Origin of the sequence: Vibrio nomapromontoriensis, assembly GCF_050337205.1 — a bacterium.
Lineage (GTDB): Bacteria > Pseudomonadota > Gammaproteobacteria > Enterobacterales > Vibrionaceae > Vibrio > Vibrio nomapromontoriensis.
This window is the reverse complement of record NZ_JAKJSS010000009.1, coordinates 376,166-392,301: the sequence shown is the minus strand read 5'-3', so window position 1 is coordinate 392,301 and position 16,136 is coordinate 376,166. Positions and strand designations below refer to the sequence as shown.

The 16,136-nt window shown below is 43.5% G+C and carries 20 protein-coding genes; 11 read left to right on the top strand and 9 right to left on the bottom strand.

The window, feature by feature from the left end:
- Nucleotides 1–5: 5 nt before the first annotated feature.
- The gene (locus tag L4D05_RS12820; protein ID WP_428794251.1) at nucleotides 6–362 is read right to left on the bottom strand and encodes a YibL family ribosome-associated protein; all 357 of its coding nucleotides are present in this window, start codon (nucleotides 360–362) and stop codon (nucleotides 6–8) included.
- A gap of 292 nt (nucleotides 363–654) precedes the next feature.
- Complete coding sequence (locus L4D05_RS12815) at nucleotides 655–1,509, bottom strand: LysR family transcriptional regulator (RefSeq protein WP_428753138.1); 855 nt, start codon at nucleotides 1,507–1,509, stop codon at nucleotides 655–657.
- Between the two features lie 104 nt (nucleotides 1,510–1,613).
- On the opposite strand from L4D05_RS12815, the gene L4D05_RS12810 reads away from it, so the two are divergent.
- Nucleotides 1,614–2,588, top strand: coding sequence for a haloalkane dehalogenase (locus L4D05_RS12810; RefSeq protein ID WP_428753137.1), 975 nt, complete (start codon nucleotides 1,614–1,616; stop codon nucleotides 2,586–2,588).
- Between the two features lie 10 nt (nucleotides 2,589–2,598).
- Nucleotides 2,599–3,516: a short chain dehydrogenase gene (locus L4D05_RS12805; protein WP_428794250.1), complete on the top strand. Its 918-nt coding sequence runs from the start codon at nucleotides 2,599–2,601 to the stop codon at nucleotides 3,514–3,516.
- 106 nt (nucleotides 3,517–3,622) lie between these two features.
- On the opposite strand, the gene L4D05_RS12800 is transcribed toward L4D05_RS12805, so the two are convergent.
- A complete protein-coding gene (locus tag L4D05_RS12800) occupies nucleotides 3,623–3,901 on the bottom strand; it encodes a peptidylprolyl isomerase (RefSeq protein ID WP_250616217.1) in 279 nt (92 codons plus the stop codon).
- 188 nt (nucleotides 3,902–4,089) lie between these two features.
- On the opposite strand from L4D05_RS12800, the gene L4D05_RS12795 reads away from it, so the two are divergent.
- The gene (locus tag L4D05_RS12795; RefSeq protein WP_428753134.1) at nucleotides 4,090–5,007 is read left to right on the top strand and encodes a chemotaxis protein; all 918 of its coding nucleotides are present in this window, start codon (nucleotides 4,090–4,092) and stop codon (nucleotides 5,005–5,007) included.
- A gap of 38 nt (nucleotides 5,008–5,045) precedes the next feature.
- On the opposite strand, the gene hutZ is transcribed toward L4D05_RS12795, so the two are convergent.
- From hutZ to hutW, 3 genes are all read right to left on the bottom strand, one after another.
- Complete coding sequence (gene hutZ / locus L4D05_RS12790; RefSeq protein WP_428753133.1) at nucleotides 5,046–5,588, bottom strand: heme utilization protein HutZ; 543 nt, start codon at nucleotides 5,586–5,588, stop codon at nucleotides 5,046–5,048.
- A gap of 75 nt (nucleotides 5,589–5,663) precedes the next feature.
- Nucleotides 5,664–6,164, bottom strand: a complete 501-nt coding sequence (hutX, locus tag L4D05_RS12785; RefSeq protein WP_428794249.1) for a heme utilization cystosolic carrier protein HutX — start codon at nucleotides 6,162–6,164, stop codon at nucleotides 5,664–5,666.
- Between the two features lie 46 nt (nucleotides 6,165–6,210).
- Nucleotides 6,211–7,614 carry a heme anaerobic degradation radical SAM methyltransferase ChuW/HutW gene (gene hutW / locus L4D05_RS12780; protein ID WP_428794248.1) on the bottom strand — a complete coding sequence of 468 codons (1,404 nt, stop codon included), beginning with the start codon at nucleotides 7,612–7,614 and terminating at the stop codon, nucleotides 6,211–6,213.
- 206 nt (nucleotides 7,615–7,820) lie between these two features.
- On the opposite strand from hutW, the gene L4D05_RS12775 reads away from it, so the two are divergent.
- From L4D05_RS12775 to L4D05_RS12750, 6 genes are all read left to right on the top strand, one after another.
- A complete protein-coding gene (locus tag L4D05_RS12775; RefSeq protein ID WP_428794247.1) occupies nucleotides 7,821–8,654 on the top strand; it encodes a TonB family protein in 834 nt (277 codons plus the stop codon).
- 2 nt (nucleotides 8,655–8,656) lie between these two features.
- A complete protein-coding gene (locus L4D05_RS12770; protein ID WP_428794246.1) occupies nucleotides 8,657–9,352 on the top strand; it encodes a MotA/TolQ/ExbB proton channel family protein in 696 nt (231 codons plus the stop codon).
- Nucleotides 9,349–9,765 (top strand): ExbD/TolR family protein, encoded by a 417-nt coding sequence (locus L4D05_RS12765; protein ID WP_428753127.1) that lies wholly within the window; start codon nucleotides 9,349–9,351, stop codon nucleotides 9,763–9,765. Before L4D05_RS12770 ends, L4D05_RS12765 begins: the two co-directional genes overlap by 4 nt.
- Before the next feature lie 17 nt (nucleotides 9,766–9,782).
- On the top strand, nucleotides 9,783–10,676 hold the full coding sequence (locus tag L4D05_RS12760; protein ID WP_428753126.1) for a heme/hemin ABC transporter substrate-binding protein: 894 nt from the start codon (nucleotides 9,783–9,785) through the stop codon (nucleotides 10,674–10,676).
- Between the two features lie 133 nt (nucleotides 10,677–10,809).
- Complete coding sequence (locus L4D05_RS12755) at nucleotides 10,810–11,844, top strand: FecCD family ABC transporter permease (protein ID WP_428794245.1); 1,035 nt, start codon at nucleotides 10,810–10,812, stop codon at nucleotides 11,842–11,844.
- Complete coding sequence (locus tag L4D05_RS12750; protein WP_428794244.1) at nucleotides 11,844–12,665, top strand: heme ABC transporter ATP-binding protein; 822 nt, start codon at nucleotides 11,844–11,846, stop codon at nucleotides 12,663–12,665. Before L4D05_RS12755 ends, L4D05_RS12750 begins: the two co-directional genes overlap by 1 nt.
- Nucleotides 12,666–12,835: 170 nt before the next feature.
- On the opposite strand, the gene L4D05_RS12745 is transcribed toward L4D05_RS12750, so the two are convergent.
- Nucleotides 12,836–13,297, bottom strand: a complete 462-nt coding sequence (locus L4D05_RS12745; protein WP_428753120.1) for a TetR/AcrR family transcriptional regulator — start codon at nucleotides 13,295–13,297, stop codon at nucleotides 12,836–12,838.
- A gap of 521 nt (nucleotides 13,298–13,818) precedes the next feature.
- On the opposite strand from L4D05_RS12745, the gene L4D05_RS12740 reads away from it, so the two are divergent.
- Nucleotides 13,819–14,118 carry a YfcZ/YiiS family protein gene (locus tag L4D05_RS12740; RefSeq protein WP_428753119.1) on the top strand — a complete coding sequence of 100 codons (300 nt, stop codon included), beginning with the start codon at nucleotides 13,819–13,821 and terminating at the stop codon, nucleotides 14,116–14,118.
- A 37-nt stretch (nucleotides 14,119–14,155) separates the two neighbouring features.
- On the opposite strand, the gene L4D05_RS12735 is transcribed toward L4D05_RS12740, so the two are convergent.
- Complete coding sequence (locus tag L4D05_RS12735) at nucleotides 14,156–14,467, bottom strand: DUF1496 domain-containing protein (RefSeq protein WP_428794243.1); 312 nt, start codon at nucleotides 14,465–14,467, stop codon at nucleotides 14,156–14,158.
- Between the two features lie 43 nt (nucleotides 14,468–14,510).
- Between L4D05_RS12735 and L4D05_RS12730 the strand changes: the two genes are divergently transcribed.
- Nucleotides 14,511–15,113 (top strand): hypothetical protein, encoded by a 603-nt coding sequence (locus L4D05_RS12730; RefSeq protein ID WP_428794242.1) that lies wholly within the window; start codon nucleotides 14,511–14,513, stop codon nucleotides 15,111–15,113.
- 72 nt (nucleotides 15,114–15,185) lie between these two features.
- On the opposite strand, the gene L4D05_RS12725 is transcribed toward L4D05_RS12730, so the two are convergent.
- Nucleotides 15,186–16,088 carry a LysR family transcriptional regulator gene (locus L4D05_RS12725; protein ID WP_428794293.1) on the bottom strand — a complete coding sequence of 301 codons (903 nt, stop codon included), beginning with the start codon at nucleotides 16,086–16,088 and terminating at the stop codon, nucleotides 15,186–15,188.
- Between the last annotated feature and the right edge of the window lie 48 nt (nucleotides 16,089–16,136).

Below are 16,136 nucleotides of genomic sequence, written 5' to 3'. Positions count from 1 at the left end.
CAGAGTTAAAACTTCTTAGGTGCGAATCCTGTCATCACATCTAGACGTAGCTCTTTACCAATTTTCGTCATTGGGTGAACAACAACTAGGCCTTTCACGCTCTTTTTCAATTTGCCTAGGTCCGCTTGTTCTGCTTTAGTGATTTCACGGTAGAACGGCATGTCTAGCAAGCTCTTACGCTCTTTATTCATGTCATAGCTTGCTTTGTGCTGAAGCTGAGCCAGCTTCTTTGTCAGCTTATCAATTTCATCCGTAAATTTAGAGATCATCTCGTTGTCACTACGAGATTGAGCACTGTTTAGCTTATGACGACAAGCATCAAGACGGTTTTTAAGTGTTTGGATTTCTTTTTTCATGCTCATTGTAATCTGAACCTAGTAAACGAATGAATAAAATGGAGACGGAGTGTACCACAGACTCTGCATGCATGCTGTTAACTTTAAGTACTGTATAAAACGTTAGGTATAAAGTTCATTCAAGTACAATACTAACACCCTATGTCCCCGAGGTTCTTGCAAAGCGTACATAAAACACAAGATTCACGCGCGGCACTCCGTAAGGTGAAATAATGTCACTAAGGTGACGGTATGAAAGTGAACCAAGGCTAGCATCCAATAGTGTCGGTTCATCCATTTCTATTTTGGATATCGTTTATTATTCATCAAAATATCGCCAAATGGCTTTTGCTACTGGTCCTTGTGGTTTGCTTTTTAGTTTTGCCACATAAATCGGCAAGTTCAATTCATCATAAATATCTAATACTAGTAGCTGTCCGCTTTGGATTTCTTCATGAACGAGATGCAGTGGCATTCTCCCCCAACCTAACCCCGACTCGATTAACGCTTTTTTGGTCGCCAAATCGGTCACGTACCATTTAATAGTTTCATCTAAGACCCCTGTGTCTGGAGACTGTTGATCAGACGATTTCATAATCACTTGTGGATATTGTAGCAAATCGTTTTCAAACAAAGGCTTTGAAAGTGAAGGGACCAACGTTTTGGATATGACCAATGGAATCGTAATGGTATCAATTCGAAGATAATCTACCGAACTGTGGCGACTTAAACTGCCGTAAATCGCGATATCAACATTCTTATCAACTAAGCGTCGTTCCCCAGATGCGACTTCAATATCTAAATGTATCGTTGTCTTTGGAAACTTTTTCTTAAGATCAAGCAATAACCCTGTAATTTTATCTATTGGAAACAATGAACTAACACCTAACCGTAGCTCTGTTTCAATGTCCCCTTTCATCTCTATAACAAAGGTTTCAAAGTCACTTGCATGCTGGAGTAATCGTCTTATTTGCACAATAAGTACCTTACCCTCAGCAGTGAGTTCCGGGCGGTACGTATCTCGAGTAAATATTTGTACTCCGTAATGAGATTCCATCTGCTTTACAGCATAAGAAATAGCAGAGCGCACTTTATATAACTTTTCACTCGCCTTCTGAAAGCTACCTTCGTCACAGATCGTCTCAATTACTTGGAGTTGTTCTAAATTTGTCATGGTCAAATAATATGACCATATACGTCAAAAAGCTATGCTTTTTATTGACCATTGATAGTTCTAAAGTGTGTTTGAGCCACTAAACACGCATAGAAGGACTGACTATGAAAATCAAAGCGCACACCATCCGAACTCCTGACAACCGGTTCGATGGTCTCATCGATTACCCATTTTCCTCGCACTATTTAGACGTTGATGGAATGCGCATGCATTACTTGGATGAAGGCAGTGAACACGCAAAAACCATTTTCTTGTTCCACGGGCAGCCATCATGGAGTTACCTGTATAGGCATATGATTCCGTTACTCGTTAATGAAGGCTACCGAGTTATCGCACCCGACCTCATTGGCTTTGGTAAATCGGATAAACCCACTCAAGCGTCTGCTCATACCTATGCACATCATGTGCAATGGATGACAAGCTTTGTTCGTCAAATCAATATTCAAAATGCCGCGGCATTTTTTCAAGATTGGGGGGGGATGATCGGTCTGCGAGTGCTCGCTCAAGAACCTTTATGGTTATCTCGGCTCATTTTATCTAACACTGCCCTTGCAGAAATGAATGGCCTTGAAAAGTTCATGGTTCCTAAAGTGCTAAAAATACTCGCTTCTGTTGCAGGCAAAGCTGACTTAGCTGCACTAAATCGTAAAATCAGTTATGGGAACTGGGCGAGTTACTTTCGACACGCCGATACATTAAAAATAGGAGAGATAATACAAGCACTAAGCGTGAAGAATCTGTCCGATTTGGAAAAACAAGCCTATGACGCTCCATTTCCAAACGCTGACCATTATGCAGCCCCGCGCAAGATGCCACAAATCGTGGCCTCTGACCTAAATCAAGTCAACGCCGATTGGGACAAACTGAAAACGTGGAATCAACCAGTTTTGACCTTATTCAGCGACCAAGACCCGTTCTTAGCTGATAAAGGCTACGACGTTAAATTTCAAGATAATTTTACCGGCGCTCAACATCAACCTCATTCAACCATTAAAAATGCTTCTCATTTTTTACAAGAAGATGAGCCTGCTCAGTTAGTACAAAAAACCGTCTCTTGGTTACAACAAACAAATTTTTAGGATATCCAAAATGAAAATACTCGCAATTGGTGCAAATGGCGTCATTGGACAAGCCGTTGTCGCAAACCTCAATCATCAACATGAGGTCATTCGTGTGGGCCATAGCCACGGTGACTTAACCGTCGATATAGAAAGCAAAGTCTCAATTAAAGCGATGTTTGAGCAAGTCGGAATGATCGATGCTATCGTCAGTATGGTTGGCAATGGTGAAATGGGCTCGCTTACTGAAATGAAAGATTCAGGGTTTGCGACCGTTTTAGACAATAAAGTCATGGGGCAGGTCAATATAGTTCGTATAGGGCTAGAGTACTTAAAACCTAATGGCAGCATTACTCTAACTTCCGGTGAAGCCGCCTTTAACGCTATGCCGGGTGTCAGCGCTATTGCGATGGGTACTGCCGCGATAAATGCGTTTGTCGCCAACTCAGCACTAGAGCTTGGGAGCGGAGTTAGGATCAATGCGGTTTGCCCTAGCATGGTTAAAGAAACGATGGATATGTGGGGCATTGATAGCTCCTCCGGCATTAAGGCTGATGATGTAGCTTCCTATTATTCAGCCAGTATTGAAGGCACAGACACAGGAAAGGTATTTAGAGCAATCCGTGGAGCATATCAAACCCCAAAAAAACCTGCCTATTTAGTGTCTTCTAGCCTTTATCCTATGGGACACCCATCACTAGAAAAATACGCTACAGCGTGTGCACCCATATTCCAAAAATATGGCGCGAAGCCACTGGTTATTGGTAAAACTCAACAAAAGTTCGAAGTGATTGACGGGCAGTGGCCAAGCAAAGACGCGAAAATGTCTATCGTTGAGTTTCCGTCAATGGCTCATATACAAGAATGCTTCGAGTCTTTGGAATACCAACAAGTAAAACATTTACGCACTAATACTATTAAAACTTACTTCTCGCTCGCGGTTGAATAGCTCATCGCTTGAGAAAGGTCCAAGAATATATATAGAGAGAGAACATGGCAGGTTGAAACGACCAACGAAAGTTAAACCTGCCATTATTAGAATAAATATCTAGAAACTATGTTCTGTAAAGAACCTTTACAATATGCCAGCCAAACTTTGTTTTCACTAGATGAGGCGTTAACACTTCGCCAGTAAAGCAGATTTTATCAAATTGTGGGACCATTTGACCTTTTCTAAACTCACCGAGGTCTCCTCCTTTTTTACCAGAAGGACACGTTGAATATTTCTTAGCAAGAGCCTGAAATTTTGCACCTTTTTTCAACTGACCCATAATGTCGTCTGCTTTGTCTTTATGCTTAACAAGGATGTGAAGTGCGTGTGCGGTTCTTGCCATGACGTGTCTACCCTAATACAAAATGAAGAGATGCTGCTAATAGCGCAAAGTGTAAATCAAAATGAGAGCGAAATCACGTTTACAATCCAAGCCACTTCAACTTTATTCTGATCTGCCGCAGATAAGTTAGGGAAAAGTAAAACTATTCTATAGAATTAGACTGTCACCAACTTAGAGTATGAATTCCAATGTCGACAAAAATAAGTAAAGCCAATCAAGCACAAGGTATGCTGCTGTTTACGCTGAATATGCAGAAACAGCGCTTTGCCATCGGCACACTTAAAGTTCGAGAAATCGTGCCATTTTTGCCTACAACACAAATCCCTTACTCTCATCGTCATGTGGTTGGCACAGTGAGCATCCGTGGCTTAACCGTTCCCGTCATCGATATGGCGGCGGCAATTGGCTTTAGACCGATTACTCCCGAAGAGTATTCCACGACTTATCTTGTTGTGACCGACTGTCTGCGCACCGTGGTCGCCTTTATGGTGAGAGAAATCGATAAAATCATAGAGTGTAATTGGAAGGAAATAGAGCCTGCTCCAGAAAGCTCTGGAAAGAACATCTTCGTTACCGGGGTTACTAAGTTTAATGACGACATTGTTCAGCTACTGGATGTAGAGTTACTATTGTCGAAAATTTACCCACAATACGCTGATACTAAAATCCCGATGCTCACAGATGTGCAACGAGAGCGAATGAAAGCCTTGAACGTATTGCTTGTGGATGATTCATCTATCGCGAGAAAGCAGCTCGGCGATGCGCTGAACCAAATCAATATCCCCTTTGAGATCTGCAAAGATGGCAACAGCGCTTTGGCTTTTATGCGTGAAAAAGCGCACTCCTCTCAAGCGATTGATATCCTTGTGAGTGATATTGAAATGCCAGGACTCGACGGTTATGAACTTGTTTTTGAAGTGCAAAATGACGCATCATTGAACCGCGCCTATCGAATCCTACACACCTCTTTATCTAGCGAAATGTGTACCGATCGCGCAAGGCAGGTGGGAGCTCACGAAGCGTTAGTAAAGTTTAATGCCGGAGAGCTCATTGAGGCTATGTTACGAGGCGCCGAAACCTTTGTGGAATCCAAAGCGGCCTCATAACAGATTCTGCATCGATTATCGTATTTACAATAAAACCATTACTCTACGGTATCGCTGTTTTCTATGCGGCGATGCCCCTCTTGTAAGTGGACAAAGTCGACTAAGTCCTCACCAGATACCTGATACGCCTGACCAAACCCCTTAACAAATAACCCTTGTTCCGCTTTTAGGTTAAATAATACAAAATCTTGCAACTGACTTAAGCCATCAATAATCTCACCAAAACGCGTTTGCATCTGAGCGACCACTGCATGCCATTGCTGTGTGTCCCTTTCAACTACGGTTGCAACGGCATCAAACGTCAAACGCTTACGAGCGAACAACTGCTTACTTTCAGATTCATCCTCAATCATCATCAAGGATACGTTTGGGTTCACTTGTAAATTACGGGCATGACGTGCGATTTGTGAAATCAGCACAAAGTAGCCATCTTGATTTTGGACAAATGGTGCATAGCTAACATTCGGGCAACCTTCCCCATCGACGGTAGCAAGTTGAATCGTTTTACGCGTTTGGCGAAACTCTTTGATTTCAGGACCTAATCGCCCCTGTAGTCGCTCTTGCTTAACTTGCTGATCCATTTTCTGTTCCTTTTCTGACTGTACTTTGATTATTTTTATCGTGTTATAAAGTGGGTTTTTCGCTGCCGTATCGTACTATTGGCGTAATTTACTTTGCATCGTTTTAAAACGAGTCACCTGCTCTGGCAACAGTTGACGCTTGTCGTCACGCCCAAGATAAATCTTAAACACGTTATGACCAAGTGCATCAAAAAAGCCAAAGTAGTGGCTTTCATTGCCCATAAAAGGCTTACTCACTAACGCAACATGAGTAATCAGATCTAACTTGAGATGTCCATGTAACTCGCCTTCTTTACCCATAAGATTATAATAACCTCGTGCCATTTTACCTTTTGGGAACGGGGCTTTAACCTCAAAGATGGAGCCGAACGAGTGGACAATCGTTGTCACAGCTCCCCACGTGGTGATGGATTCCAAGACTTCTTGGGCAATACTCCCTCCAGCGACAGCAACCATTTCACTAGGTAATGCGCACACTACTTCACACTCACTTACCGCGAGTTTATCTGCAATCGCAGCGGGTAGTAATTTAGGTTCGTCCGCCAGAATCGCTGCAACTTTTTGCTTTAACGTCATTTGTTGTTCCTATTTAATCTAATGATTCATCATCGCATTTCGTCAATTAGGCGACGAAATGCAACTTTTTATTACCATGAGACAGCGGTGATGAAACGGAAAGCTGCCCATGACTCAACGTCGACAAGGCAGATATCGCCCCTTGAGCTAAGGTTACCGCCCAAAAGCTACCCGCTAGCGTCAATAACAAGTAGTCCCCTTTGAGTTCAACTAAACCATTTTGCTCCCACACTTGAAACAAAGGTGTAAGCAACGCAAAAGTATCGTGCCCTTGAGTCATGGCTAATACGCTTCGACGCACTACGCCACTATCAAACCCAGCTTTCAAACTCGCAAATACTGACTCCAGTGAATGGTGTTTGCTCATCATCGCAATAGTTGTATCGCCTGAACGCATCGCAGACATATACGAATCTAATGATCGATGGTTCATCATTCCATAGCCACCTATATTACCACCAGCCCCACACCCGATTGGCAACACTTCCGCATAGGTCTTTGCAACACTGTTGTATTGGCTGCGTTCTCTGTTGTCTCGTGCCCAATGATTAACACTGAGTTGCTTAATAAAGTGTTCATTCATGAATGCGACACCGTATTCGTACATAGAAGCTTTCTGCGCAGAATTGGCTGGTGGCTCTATACGTCCTTTCTCGACCATATTAAGCATTGGCGCGTTACCACCAACAACAAGCTGATAAAGATCAACGCCATGCGCGCCTGAATCTTTAAAGTCGACAAGGTCTTGGGCAAAGACTTCGAGTGTTTGATATGGGAGTCCATAGAGTAGGTCGATGATAATGGGGGCTTCGTCCAATGAACTTAAGTGAGAGACCCGTTCAAGCACAACCTCACGATCATCCAGTCTTTTGGCACTGCGTCTTACTTTAGTATTAAAACTCTGCACACCAAAGGAAAAGCGATTAAACCCGCCTTCCAATGCTTTATCGAACATTTCATCGCTAAACCGGTTAGTTCTTCCTTCTAGCGTCATTTCACAATCCGTCGCTAAAGGAAACGAGCGACGAATCGCTTTACCCAGTCTTTGTATCTGATCAGGGGACAAATCCGTTGGCGTTCCACCACCAATATAAACGGCATGAAACAAACCTGTTTGAGTCCAAGCAAGTCGAGATTTCAGCTCTATCTCTTTAAGCAACGCTTTAAAATAATCATCGACTAACTGCCGACTTGCTGCGTTTTGAAAAAAGTTACAAAACGTACAACGTACTCGGCAAAAAGGAATATGGATGTAAAGGCAGCGCTTGCTCGAGCGCTTTGAAGACACAGAAGTCAGTGATTGAAATAGAGACTCATAACGCGCGGATTCTATCGGCGTGCCCATACCACCAGCATGAGGCGACGTCTTCTGAGTAAAAGCGAAGCGCAGCGGATCGGGCGAAGAAACACCGAAGTGTGTCGCATCAAGATGAGTTAAGTCGATTTGCATATCTATTCTCTGTTACCGATCACCCCCGTAATTAGGGGTCTTAGAAGATATTCACGATCATAAATTGGTGATAATGATAATGCAATTGATAATTGATCTTATTTTCATTGTGATACATAATTGCCTTCTCTCGTTAGTGAAAAAGTAAATGACAAGAGAAAGCGCTCGGTCGTCAGTCGAGAATTTAAGTGAATAGAGGTTGGGTTATGAACATCAAAAGGTATGTCGTTGCAGGAAGCTTATCTGTGGCATTCCATATTGGTTTTATGCTTGTCGACGACACACAACAAGTCTTTGCAATGCCGTCAGGTAGCCACTCTACATCGGTATCACTCAATTTTATCGCTCAATCTTCGGCTGCAGCGGCATCATCGACACCTCCAAGTGATACAAACGCTCCACCGGACACGGCAGAAAAAGCATCTGTACCACCTAAATCCTCTGAAACCACTTCTGCTAAGGCTAACTCTACTGACAATAAGCCCGTAGAAAGTCGCTCTGTTCAGAAAGCCGTAACGAAATCGAACAGTTCATCGGTGACAAAAAACAAAAAGCAACCTGTAAAACGGGAAAAGGCTGTTAACAAGGCGCCGAAAAGCGCATCGGCGACCCAAAAGAAATCACCGAAGGAGCAAACAAATCCTGCTCCTAAAAAAAGTGAACTAAAAGAAGAAATTAAAGAAACAAAAACATCGGGGAACGATTCCGCACCCACTTCGGCGCAACCAGCCATCGTCAATCAAGGGGTAAGTAATGAACCCGTGCTAAGAAACACCCCTTCTTTCACTACGACACCTGTGCAACCTAGATATCCGAGAATTGCCAGAAAGCGCGGCATTGAAGGCACTGCAACCTATGAAATCTGGCTAGATGAATCCGGAAACCAAACAAAACAAGTACTTGTATCTTCATCTGGCGCCACTATTTTAGATAAGACCGCACTTGACGCAATCAAACAATGGCAATTTTCAGCCTATACCGTTAAAGGGGTTGCGGTCGCCCATCGTATTCAAATTCCTGTTCGTTTTAAATTGGATTAATCATGGAATCACTACACTACCTACAACAGCAACTTGGGTTGATGACTTGGCCGTTGCTTATTTGCTCAGCGATAACTGCGATGATCATCATCGAACGACTCTTCCAAATCGTCATTAGTACTGGCGTAGGCATGAAAGCCATTCGACAAAAGTTAAATCAAATATCACCTACTGACGCGAAAGAGATCGAGCAACTTGCCACAGTCTTGTCTGACAAACGTCCATTGCTGTACCGTGGTGTCGCCATGCTATTGGCGCATCACTCCTTTGCTAAGTCACTGCGTGAAGATGCCGCCAGTATTTGGCTACAGGATAAGCGCCATCAGCTTCACTCAGGTCTAAAACTATTATCGCTAATCGGTGTTATCAGCCCATTAATTGGCTTGTTGGGAACGGTGCTTGGGCTGATAGATATGTTTAAAGGTATTGCGGCTGCTTCCGGTAATGTCACACCAAACGATCTCGCACAAGGTCTTGGCCTTGCTATGCGAACAACAGCTGCTGGTCTTATGATCGCTCTACCCGCCATAGCTGGCGCTCAACTCATTGGTTTATGGGCGGACAGAATTGTCGCTAAATTGGAGCATACCCTTAACTTTGTCAACCTATGGCTTGAGGGAATTGAAATGCCGCATTCCGACAAAGATCCAGTACAGACCCGCAACCTCGATAAATTATCAGTAACGGATGCATCATGATCAAAGTCAGTGATCCTTCATCCAGCGCGTCTATTTACCCTGACCTTACGCCGTTATTGGACATAATCTTTATTGTCATGGTGTTTTTGATGCTTACCGCCTCAGTTCGTTTGGAGTCATTAAACGTTGAACTACCGGCAACGGATTCCAATGCCGTATCAGAAGTGGCTAATCAGTCCCTTACTGTCAACATCCTTGCTGATGCTCCATATTGGGCATTGAATACCAAACAATATATCGACTGGGACAACTTCAAAATCGCGCTACTGGAAGAGTCAAAATCCACCGCCCAACCGATCATTATTGCAGCCGACAAAACGGCTGATGTTCAACATTTAGTCAAGTTGCTCGCCTTTATGCAAGATAACGGCATTCCCGCAACGCAGCTCTTAACCGAAGACTCTGCCAAATAATTAGGAATTTTCATACTATGTTTCAACTATTACGTAAAACGCTAATCATCAGTACCATCACATCCATGATGGCTTTTAGTGTCTTTGCTCAGTCCACTCAAGTAGAAGCGACGGTATTACCCGAAGAGACACAGAATATCATCAGTGCAGGGGCATCGGTTACCGAGTTGCTACTTGCCCTTAACGCTCAACACCAATTGGTTGCGGTTGACGTAACGAGTGTATTACCCTCATCTCTTGTCTTGCCCAAAGTAGGCTATCATCGTGCACTGTCAGCGGAAGGCTTACTCGCGATGCACCCTGATCTCATCATTGGCACTGATGAAATGGGTCCGAAACCAGCTCTGGATCAGATAAAGCAAGCGGGTGTTAACGTTGAGGTTGTTGATACATCTGCTAGCATCACTGGGCTTAAAAAAAGAATCGACCAAATAGCGGCGTTAACTCATACCCAAGATAATGTTGCCGCATTGAATGATAAAATTGATGCCCAACTCCATGCCCTCACTTCTAACCAACCGTCAACATCAGACGAAAAGAAAAAGATTCTGTTCTTACTTATCCATGAGGGTAGACCTGCGAATGTGGCTGGCAGTGGTACCACGCCCGACGCCATTATCTCGCTTGCTGGGGGCATTAATCCTGCTGCTAAACAGCTAAATGCTTATAAACCATTATCAAATGAAGCCATCATTGAAATGCAGCCAGACATCATTTTGCTCAGTGACCGCAGCTATCGTCAATTAGGCGGAAGCGATGCCTTACTAAAAGCCCTACCTATGCTTGCAGCGACGCCGGCCGGGAAAAATCAGCAATTTGTCACCATTGATGGTCACGCGCTAGTCGGTGGACTGGGGTTAAAAAGCCTCTCGGAAGCGCAAAGATTGAACGAGAAGATCTATCAAAAATAACTACCTATCAGCCAATGGGACATTGTAAATACTACAACCTCATTGGCTATCGCCCGTTTGTTCCCATCTTTTTTATTAGACTGCGCAGCACTAAATTAGATTAACCTTAACTTTAAGCGGCTCTTGTAAACTTATGCTTAGACATTACTCTCTACCAGTTATTTTCATCGGCTTTATTACGCTACTTGTCGTCGCAACTGTTTACTCCATAACGGTGGGACCAATGGCGATTTCGTTCTCAGATAGCTTAATCGCATTGACTACGCGCTCCAATGGACTCGCGCCTCATATCCCTTTAGTCGTCAATGATATCCGTCTGCCCCGCACTTTATTGTGTCTCGTTGTTGGAGCAATCCTAGCCATTTGCGGCACTGTCATGCAGGGGTTATTTAGCAACCCCCTTGCGGAGCCCGGTATCATCGGTGTATCGGCTGGTGCCTCGTTGGGTGGCGCGATTGCCATCGTCTGTTTTTCTACACTCGGCACACAATTCCCTGAATTGATGAATCTCGCCGTCGTCCCCGTTTTCGCTTTCCTCGGCGGTGCATTGACCACCGTTTTAGTCTATAAATTAGGCTCTGGGAAATTTGGCACATCAGTGACTATTATGCTGTTAGCCGGGGTGGCAATAAGTGCTCTAGCTGGGGCGGGGATCGGTTTTCTCAATTTTGTCGCCGATGACCAAATGCTTCGCGATCTTTCTCTATGGTCAATGGGTTCTCTTGCTGGTGCAACATGGGAAAAAATATCACTTGCCACATTGACGCTTCTGGTTCTAATCATACTTTTTTCCAAGAAGGCAATGGCGCTTAATGCACTGCTTCTTGGGGAGTCTGAAGCAATGCACCTCGGTATTGCCGTACAGCGTCTCAAACGTCAATTGATACTGCTCACCGCCGTCGGTGTCGGAGTCACCGTCAGTGTTTCTGGGCCTATCGGTTTTATCGGTTTAGTCATCCCTCATTTAGGACGGATGCTCATAGGCCCTGATCACCGAACTCTGTTGCCAGTATCCGCACTACTTGGTGCATTGTTAATGACGGGCGCTGACATGATTGCCAGAGTCGTCGTGGCACCTGCGGAATTGCCTGTCGGTATTGTTACTGCGATCATCGGCGCGCCGTTTTTCCTCTATCTGCTTTTTCAGCAAAAAGGGAAGATTCTTTAATGACATACCAAGAGACAACGACAGGAAATTCAGTGACAAGTAAATCTGAATACGCCATTTCGGCCAGCAATATTTCGGTTAAGTTTGCCGATACGACTATTCTGGACAATGTTTCAATAGACCTAAAGCCCGGTGAAGTCACCGCACTACTCGGCCCAAATGGAGCAGGGAAAAGCACACTGCTAAAAGTACTCAGTGGAGAAATCAAAACACAAGCTAACCTTTGCTATTTCGGTCACTCACGCGACCTCTGGACGCCTGCTAAGCTCGCCATGCATCTAGGTCTCGTGTCACAGCACAGTACGTTAACGTTTCCATTTCTTGCTTCGGAGGTGGTTGAACTTGGGGCCATACCGCTTAAATTGCCCAACCGAGATATCAAAGCGTTAGCAAAACACTACCTCACGACTGTCGATATGTTGCCACTTGCCTCACGTCCCTACCCAAGTTTATCCGGGGGAGAAAAGCAACGTATCCACTTTGCAAGAGTATTAAGTCAGCTTCACCATGCTAAAGGGCAAACGATCCTCATGCTTGACGAACCGACTTCTGCCCTCGATCTTGCTCATCAACACAATACTCTTTCACTTGCACGAGAGATGGCAACCAAGAATAACGCAGCCGTCATCATCGTCCTCCACGATTTAAACCTAGCCTCTCAATACTCAGATCGGATCATTGTATTGAATCAACAAAAAATCGTTGCTGATGGCTCACCATGGGATGCAATTACCAGTGAAATGATCTCAGACGTTTATGGCTATGACGTCATAATTACTGAGCACCCTAAAAAGGGCTTTCCGTTAGTAATCTCACAGTAGTTAAATAGAGAAAATATACTAAATGAACGTTATTTATTTAAAATAAGATGATTTCTGGGCAAAAAAATACCGCGACTATTAATTAGTCACGGTATTTTTAGTGAATGCACAATCCACAACTTGCGGGGCTGCAAGCTAACGATAGTACAAAATTAAGTAAGCGTGATGCCCTACTTACTTAATTGAATCAAAGAGCGCCCTAACAGCCACTCCAATTCTTTTTCACTTCCAGAGCCATATTGAGTTTCAACCAATTTGTATAAACGGTCGATACCTTTAGAGGCAAACTCATGCGCATTTTCTGAAGTAACAATATGATGAAAGAGCAATTTCAAAATTGCCAAAAATTCATCATTTTTCAGTGCCGCCAACCAACTATTTACAAAGCTATCTAGCCCACCTTCAAACTCAAGGTGTTCAACGAACATCTTGAAAATGCGTCCATCGAGCGCTGCTGTAAAGTCCGTTTTCTTTGGAAAATGGTGACTAATCCCTGTTCTTGATACACCGGTCTGCTGACTCAAAGTCGTGTAAGACATCTTGTCGTAACCCAAACGGATAATTTGGTCGACAACCGCCTCCATAATCTTCTGAATAGTGATTTCAGTATCTTCTTTACTACGCTTTGGCATTTGACGCTCTTCTCTTATCGCTGTGCTGCATTGACTGTATGCTATACCATAATTAAAGCAATTCTCTGTAAATTAATCTAATAAAATAACATGAATATTTATTAACCCTTGCTTACGGCATCAAGGGCCACACCCATTAGTGGATATTAGATATGCATACAATTGAAATATTATAAAAAATCATTAATAGATTTATAACTTATAAAGTCTACCACTTCTCCGTTAAGTAAATACAACTGTGTACTCTATCGCTAGGACACTGGTCTCGTTTTTGAGACATTAGTCACATTGACAACAAATCACTTGCATAATAAATGCAAATACGAAACTAAAACGCATTGATTGGGAAAATACCCATATCACTCATCCAATACCTTATTAGCAAAATGTGGATGATATAGGATCAATCACAACAAAGGGCCCTATGGTCCTAAAGCGCTGACATCATCGCTATCAATTTTTTCTGGCTACCTGAAAACCACAGTTATAGAATGGTCTCATAATTAGTAAGAGGTATTGTTATGTCAAACACGTACAAAGAAGAAGCGGTATGTGACGCATGTGGCGTCTCCGGAGAGATGGGCTTCATCATCAAAGAAGGTGACGATGTGGCTGAGGTTCAGCTCTTTGCTGAATCTAAAGCGCTATTAGAACAAGAAATTCAAAAGTACATCGATCTTGCTCAGTCAGTCTCTAAGGAAGTTGAATACGACATCTCTGCTCTCGAAGAGGACTCGACCGAACTTCAAGCCCGTTTTAAATTCGAAGTGAGTGCAGAGAAGCTCATTTTTGAACTTAAGACGCGCTCAATCTCACGCTAGCCTTTAATACATCGGCTAAACGTTACTAAAGCGAGCGCTATTGCTCGCTTTTTAAACGCTTCCACTTTAACTCACCATTCATTTCAAAGTCTTGCTCAGCCACGCACTGCAAGATGACACCTTCAACAGTGATCACTGACCCCAATGAAAACGCCTTGTCATTGTAATAACACACGCGTTTACCTAACTTAGAATCTGAAAGCAGCACCGCAGCCCCTACATCCACACCTGGTGTCGTAATGACCTTTGCATTAACAGATGACAGCGGTACGCCTACTACTACAATAGCTATTGCCGTTAATTTTGAAATCGCTCGCCACGTTTTCCATTGTTTTCGTTGACTATCCATTGCACACTACCTGTATTGTCATTAATTTTCGGCTCTGTTTTCTATGATTCGCGCCTGTTTACTTATTATTACTTGGCTTGTTACTACTGGTCAGCTTAACGCGACGTCACTTGATCATTATAAAATTCTCAACCATCTTGATAATTATGGCAATCTCCACCTTCGCAACAAACCCTACACCACATTACCTGATGGGCTCATTGTCAAAGGTAACCTCAACATCGCAAAAACAGCGATAGAAGCCTTACCCAACAATTTAGATGTCCAAGGTAGCCTAGACGCCTCCAATAGTTTAGTGGCATATATCCCAAGAGGAACCAAAATCACAGGTTATGCGAATCTACTCGGTAGCCAACTAAAGGCTTGGCCTGAAGGCGTCACTCCCGGAGGCTATATCAACTTAACCGATACGCCTGTAGCTAAGCTTCCTGATGGCATGGTCGTCAATGGTGATTTTGGCTTAATTCGGACTCCACTATCAGAGCTACCAGACAATCTTATCGTCAAAGGTAGTTTGTATATCGGTGGCTCAAATATTACCACTTTTCCTGCAACACTCACCGTTGACGGCAACATCTTTCTTGGTGGCAATCGCATTACAAAATGGCCAACAAACCTCACCCTTGGTGGTGCGGTTGCTCGCTAAGTAGCGCTATTTTCAAGCTCGTTGCTCCTGGTTCCTTTGCGTTTCACTGCGTTTAAAAATTGTGGGATATGGTTAAAAATAATGGGATATGGTTAAATATCTTGTCCGTATATGTTCAATTAAGAGGCGGACTTTATTTGGCGGCTGCCGAGTAAAAGGATACACCGCATAGATACCCAACTTTTTCCCAACTTGTTCCGGAAATATATCCACCAGCTGTCCGTTTCTTACATCGTGATACACAAGGCAACGAGGTACATACGCAATACCATGCCCTCCCAGTGCTGCCTTTCTCAATGCTCCAGCATTATTGGTTGAAAACGAACCCGAGACCTTAATAATCTCATTACCACTCTGTCCAGCTTTAAACTCCCAATCTGACGCCCCTGTCGTTTGGTAGGCGTATTGCAAGCAATTATGCTGCGTTAAATCATGCGGCTTTAACGGCTTACCGTTTTTGGCAATGTAAGAGGGCGAAGCACACACAACCCATTGGGAGTCCAAAATGTGCCGAGCAATCAAACTTGAATCCTCTAAGTAGCCAGTGCGAATAACTAAGTCATACCCGCCATCCACCAAATCGACAAAACGATTGTCTAGCGACATATCGACGCTGAGACCCGGATACATATTACAAAATTCCGCCACGGCATCGGCTAAAATCAAATCACCGGAAATCGTCGGAACCGACATTTTGATATGACCACTAATATTCTCACCAAAGCCTGAGACAGACGCTGCAGCTTCCATAGTCGCATGCGTCACATTTTTAGCACTGTGGAGCAATGCTTTACCCGCTTCAGTTAACGTTAATTTACGCGTTGTTCGATATAATAATTGTACGCCGAGTTCATCTTCTAGCCGAGCAATCCTTTTGCTAACTACCGAATTTGTCAGGTTGTTTTGCTCAGCTGCTCGACTAAAAGCACCCAGTTCAACTACCTGATAGAACAAAATCAAATCATCTGCACGCATCATATTAGGTCATTTTTGGAAATAATCATTTTCATTATTTCTCTGTAT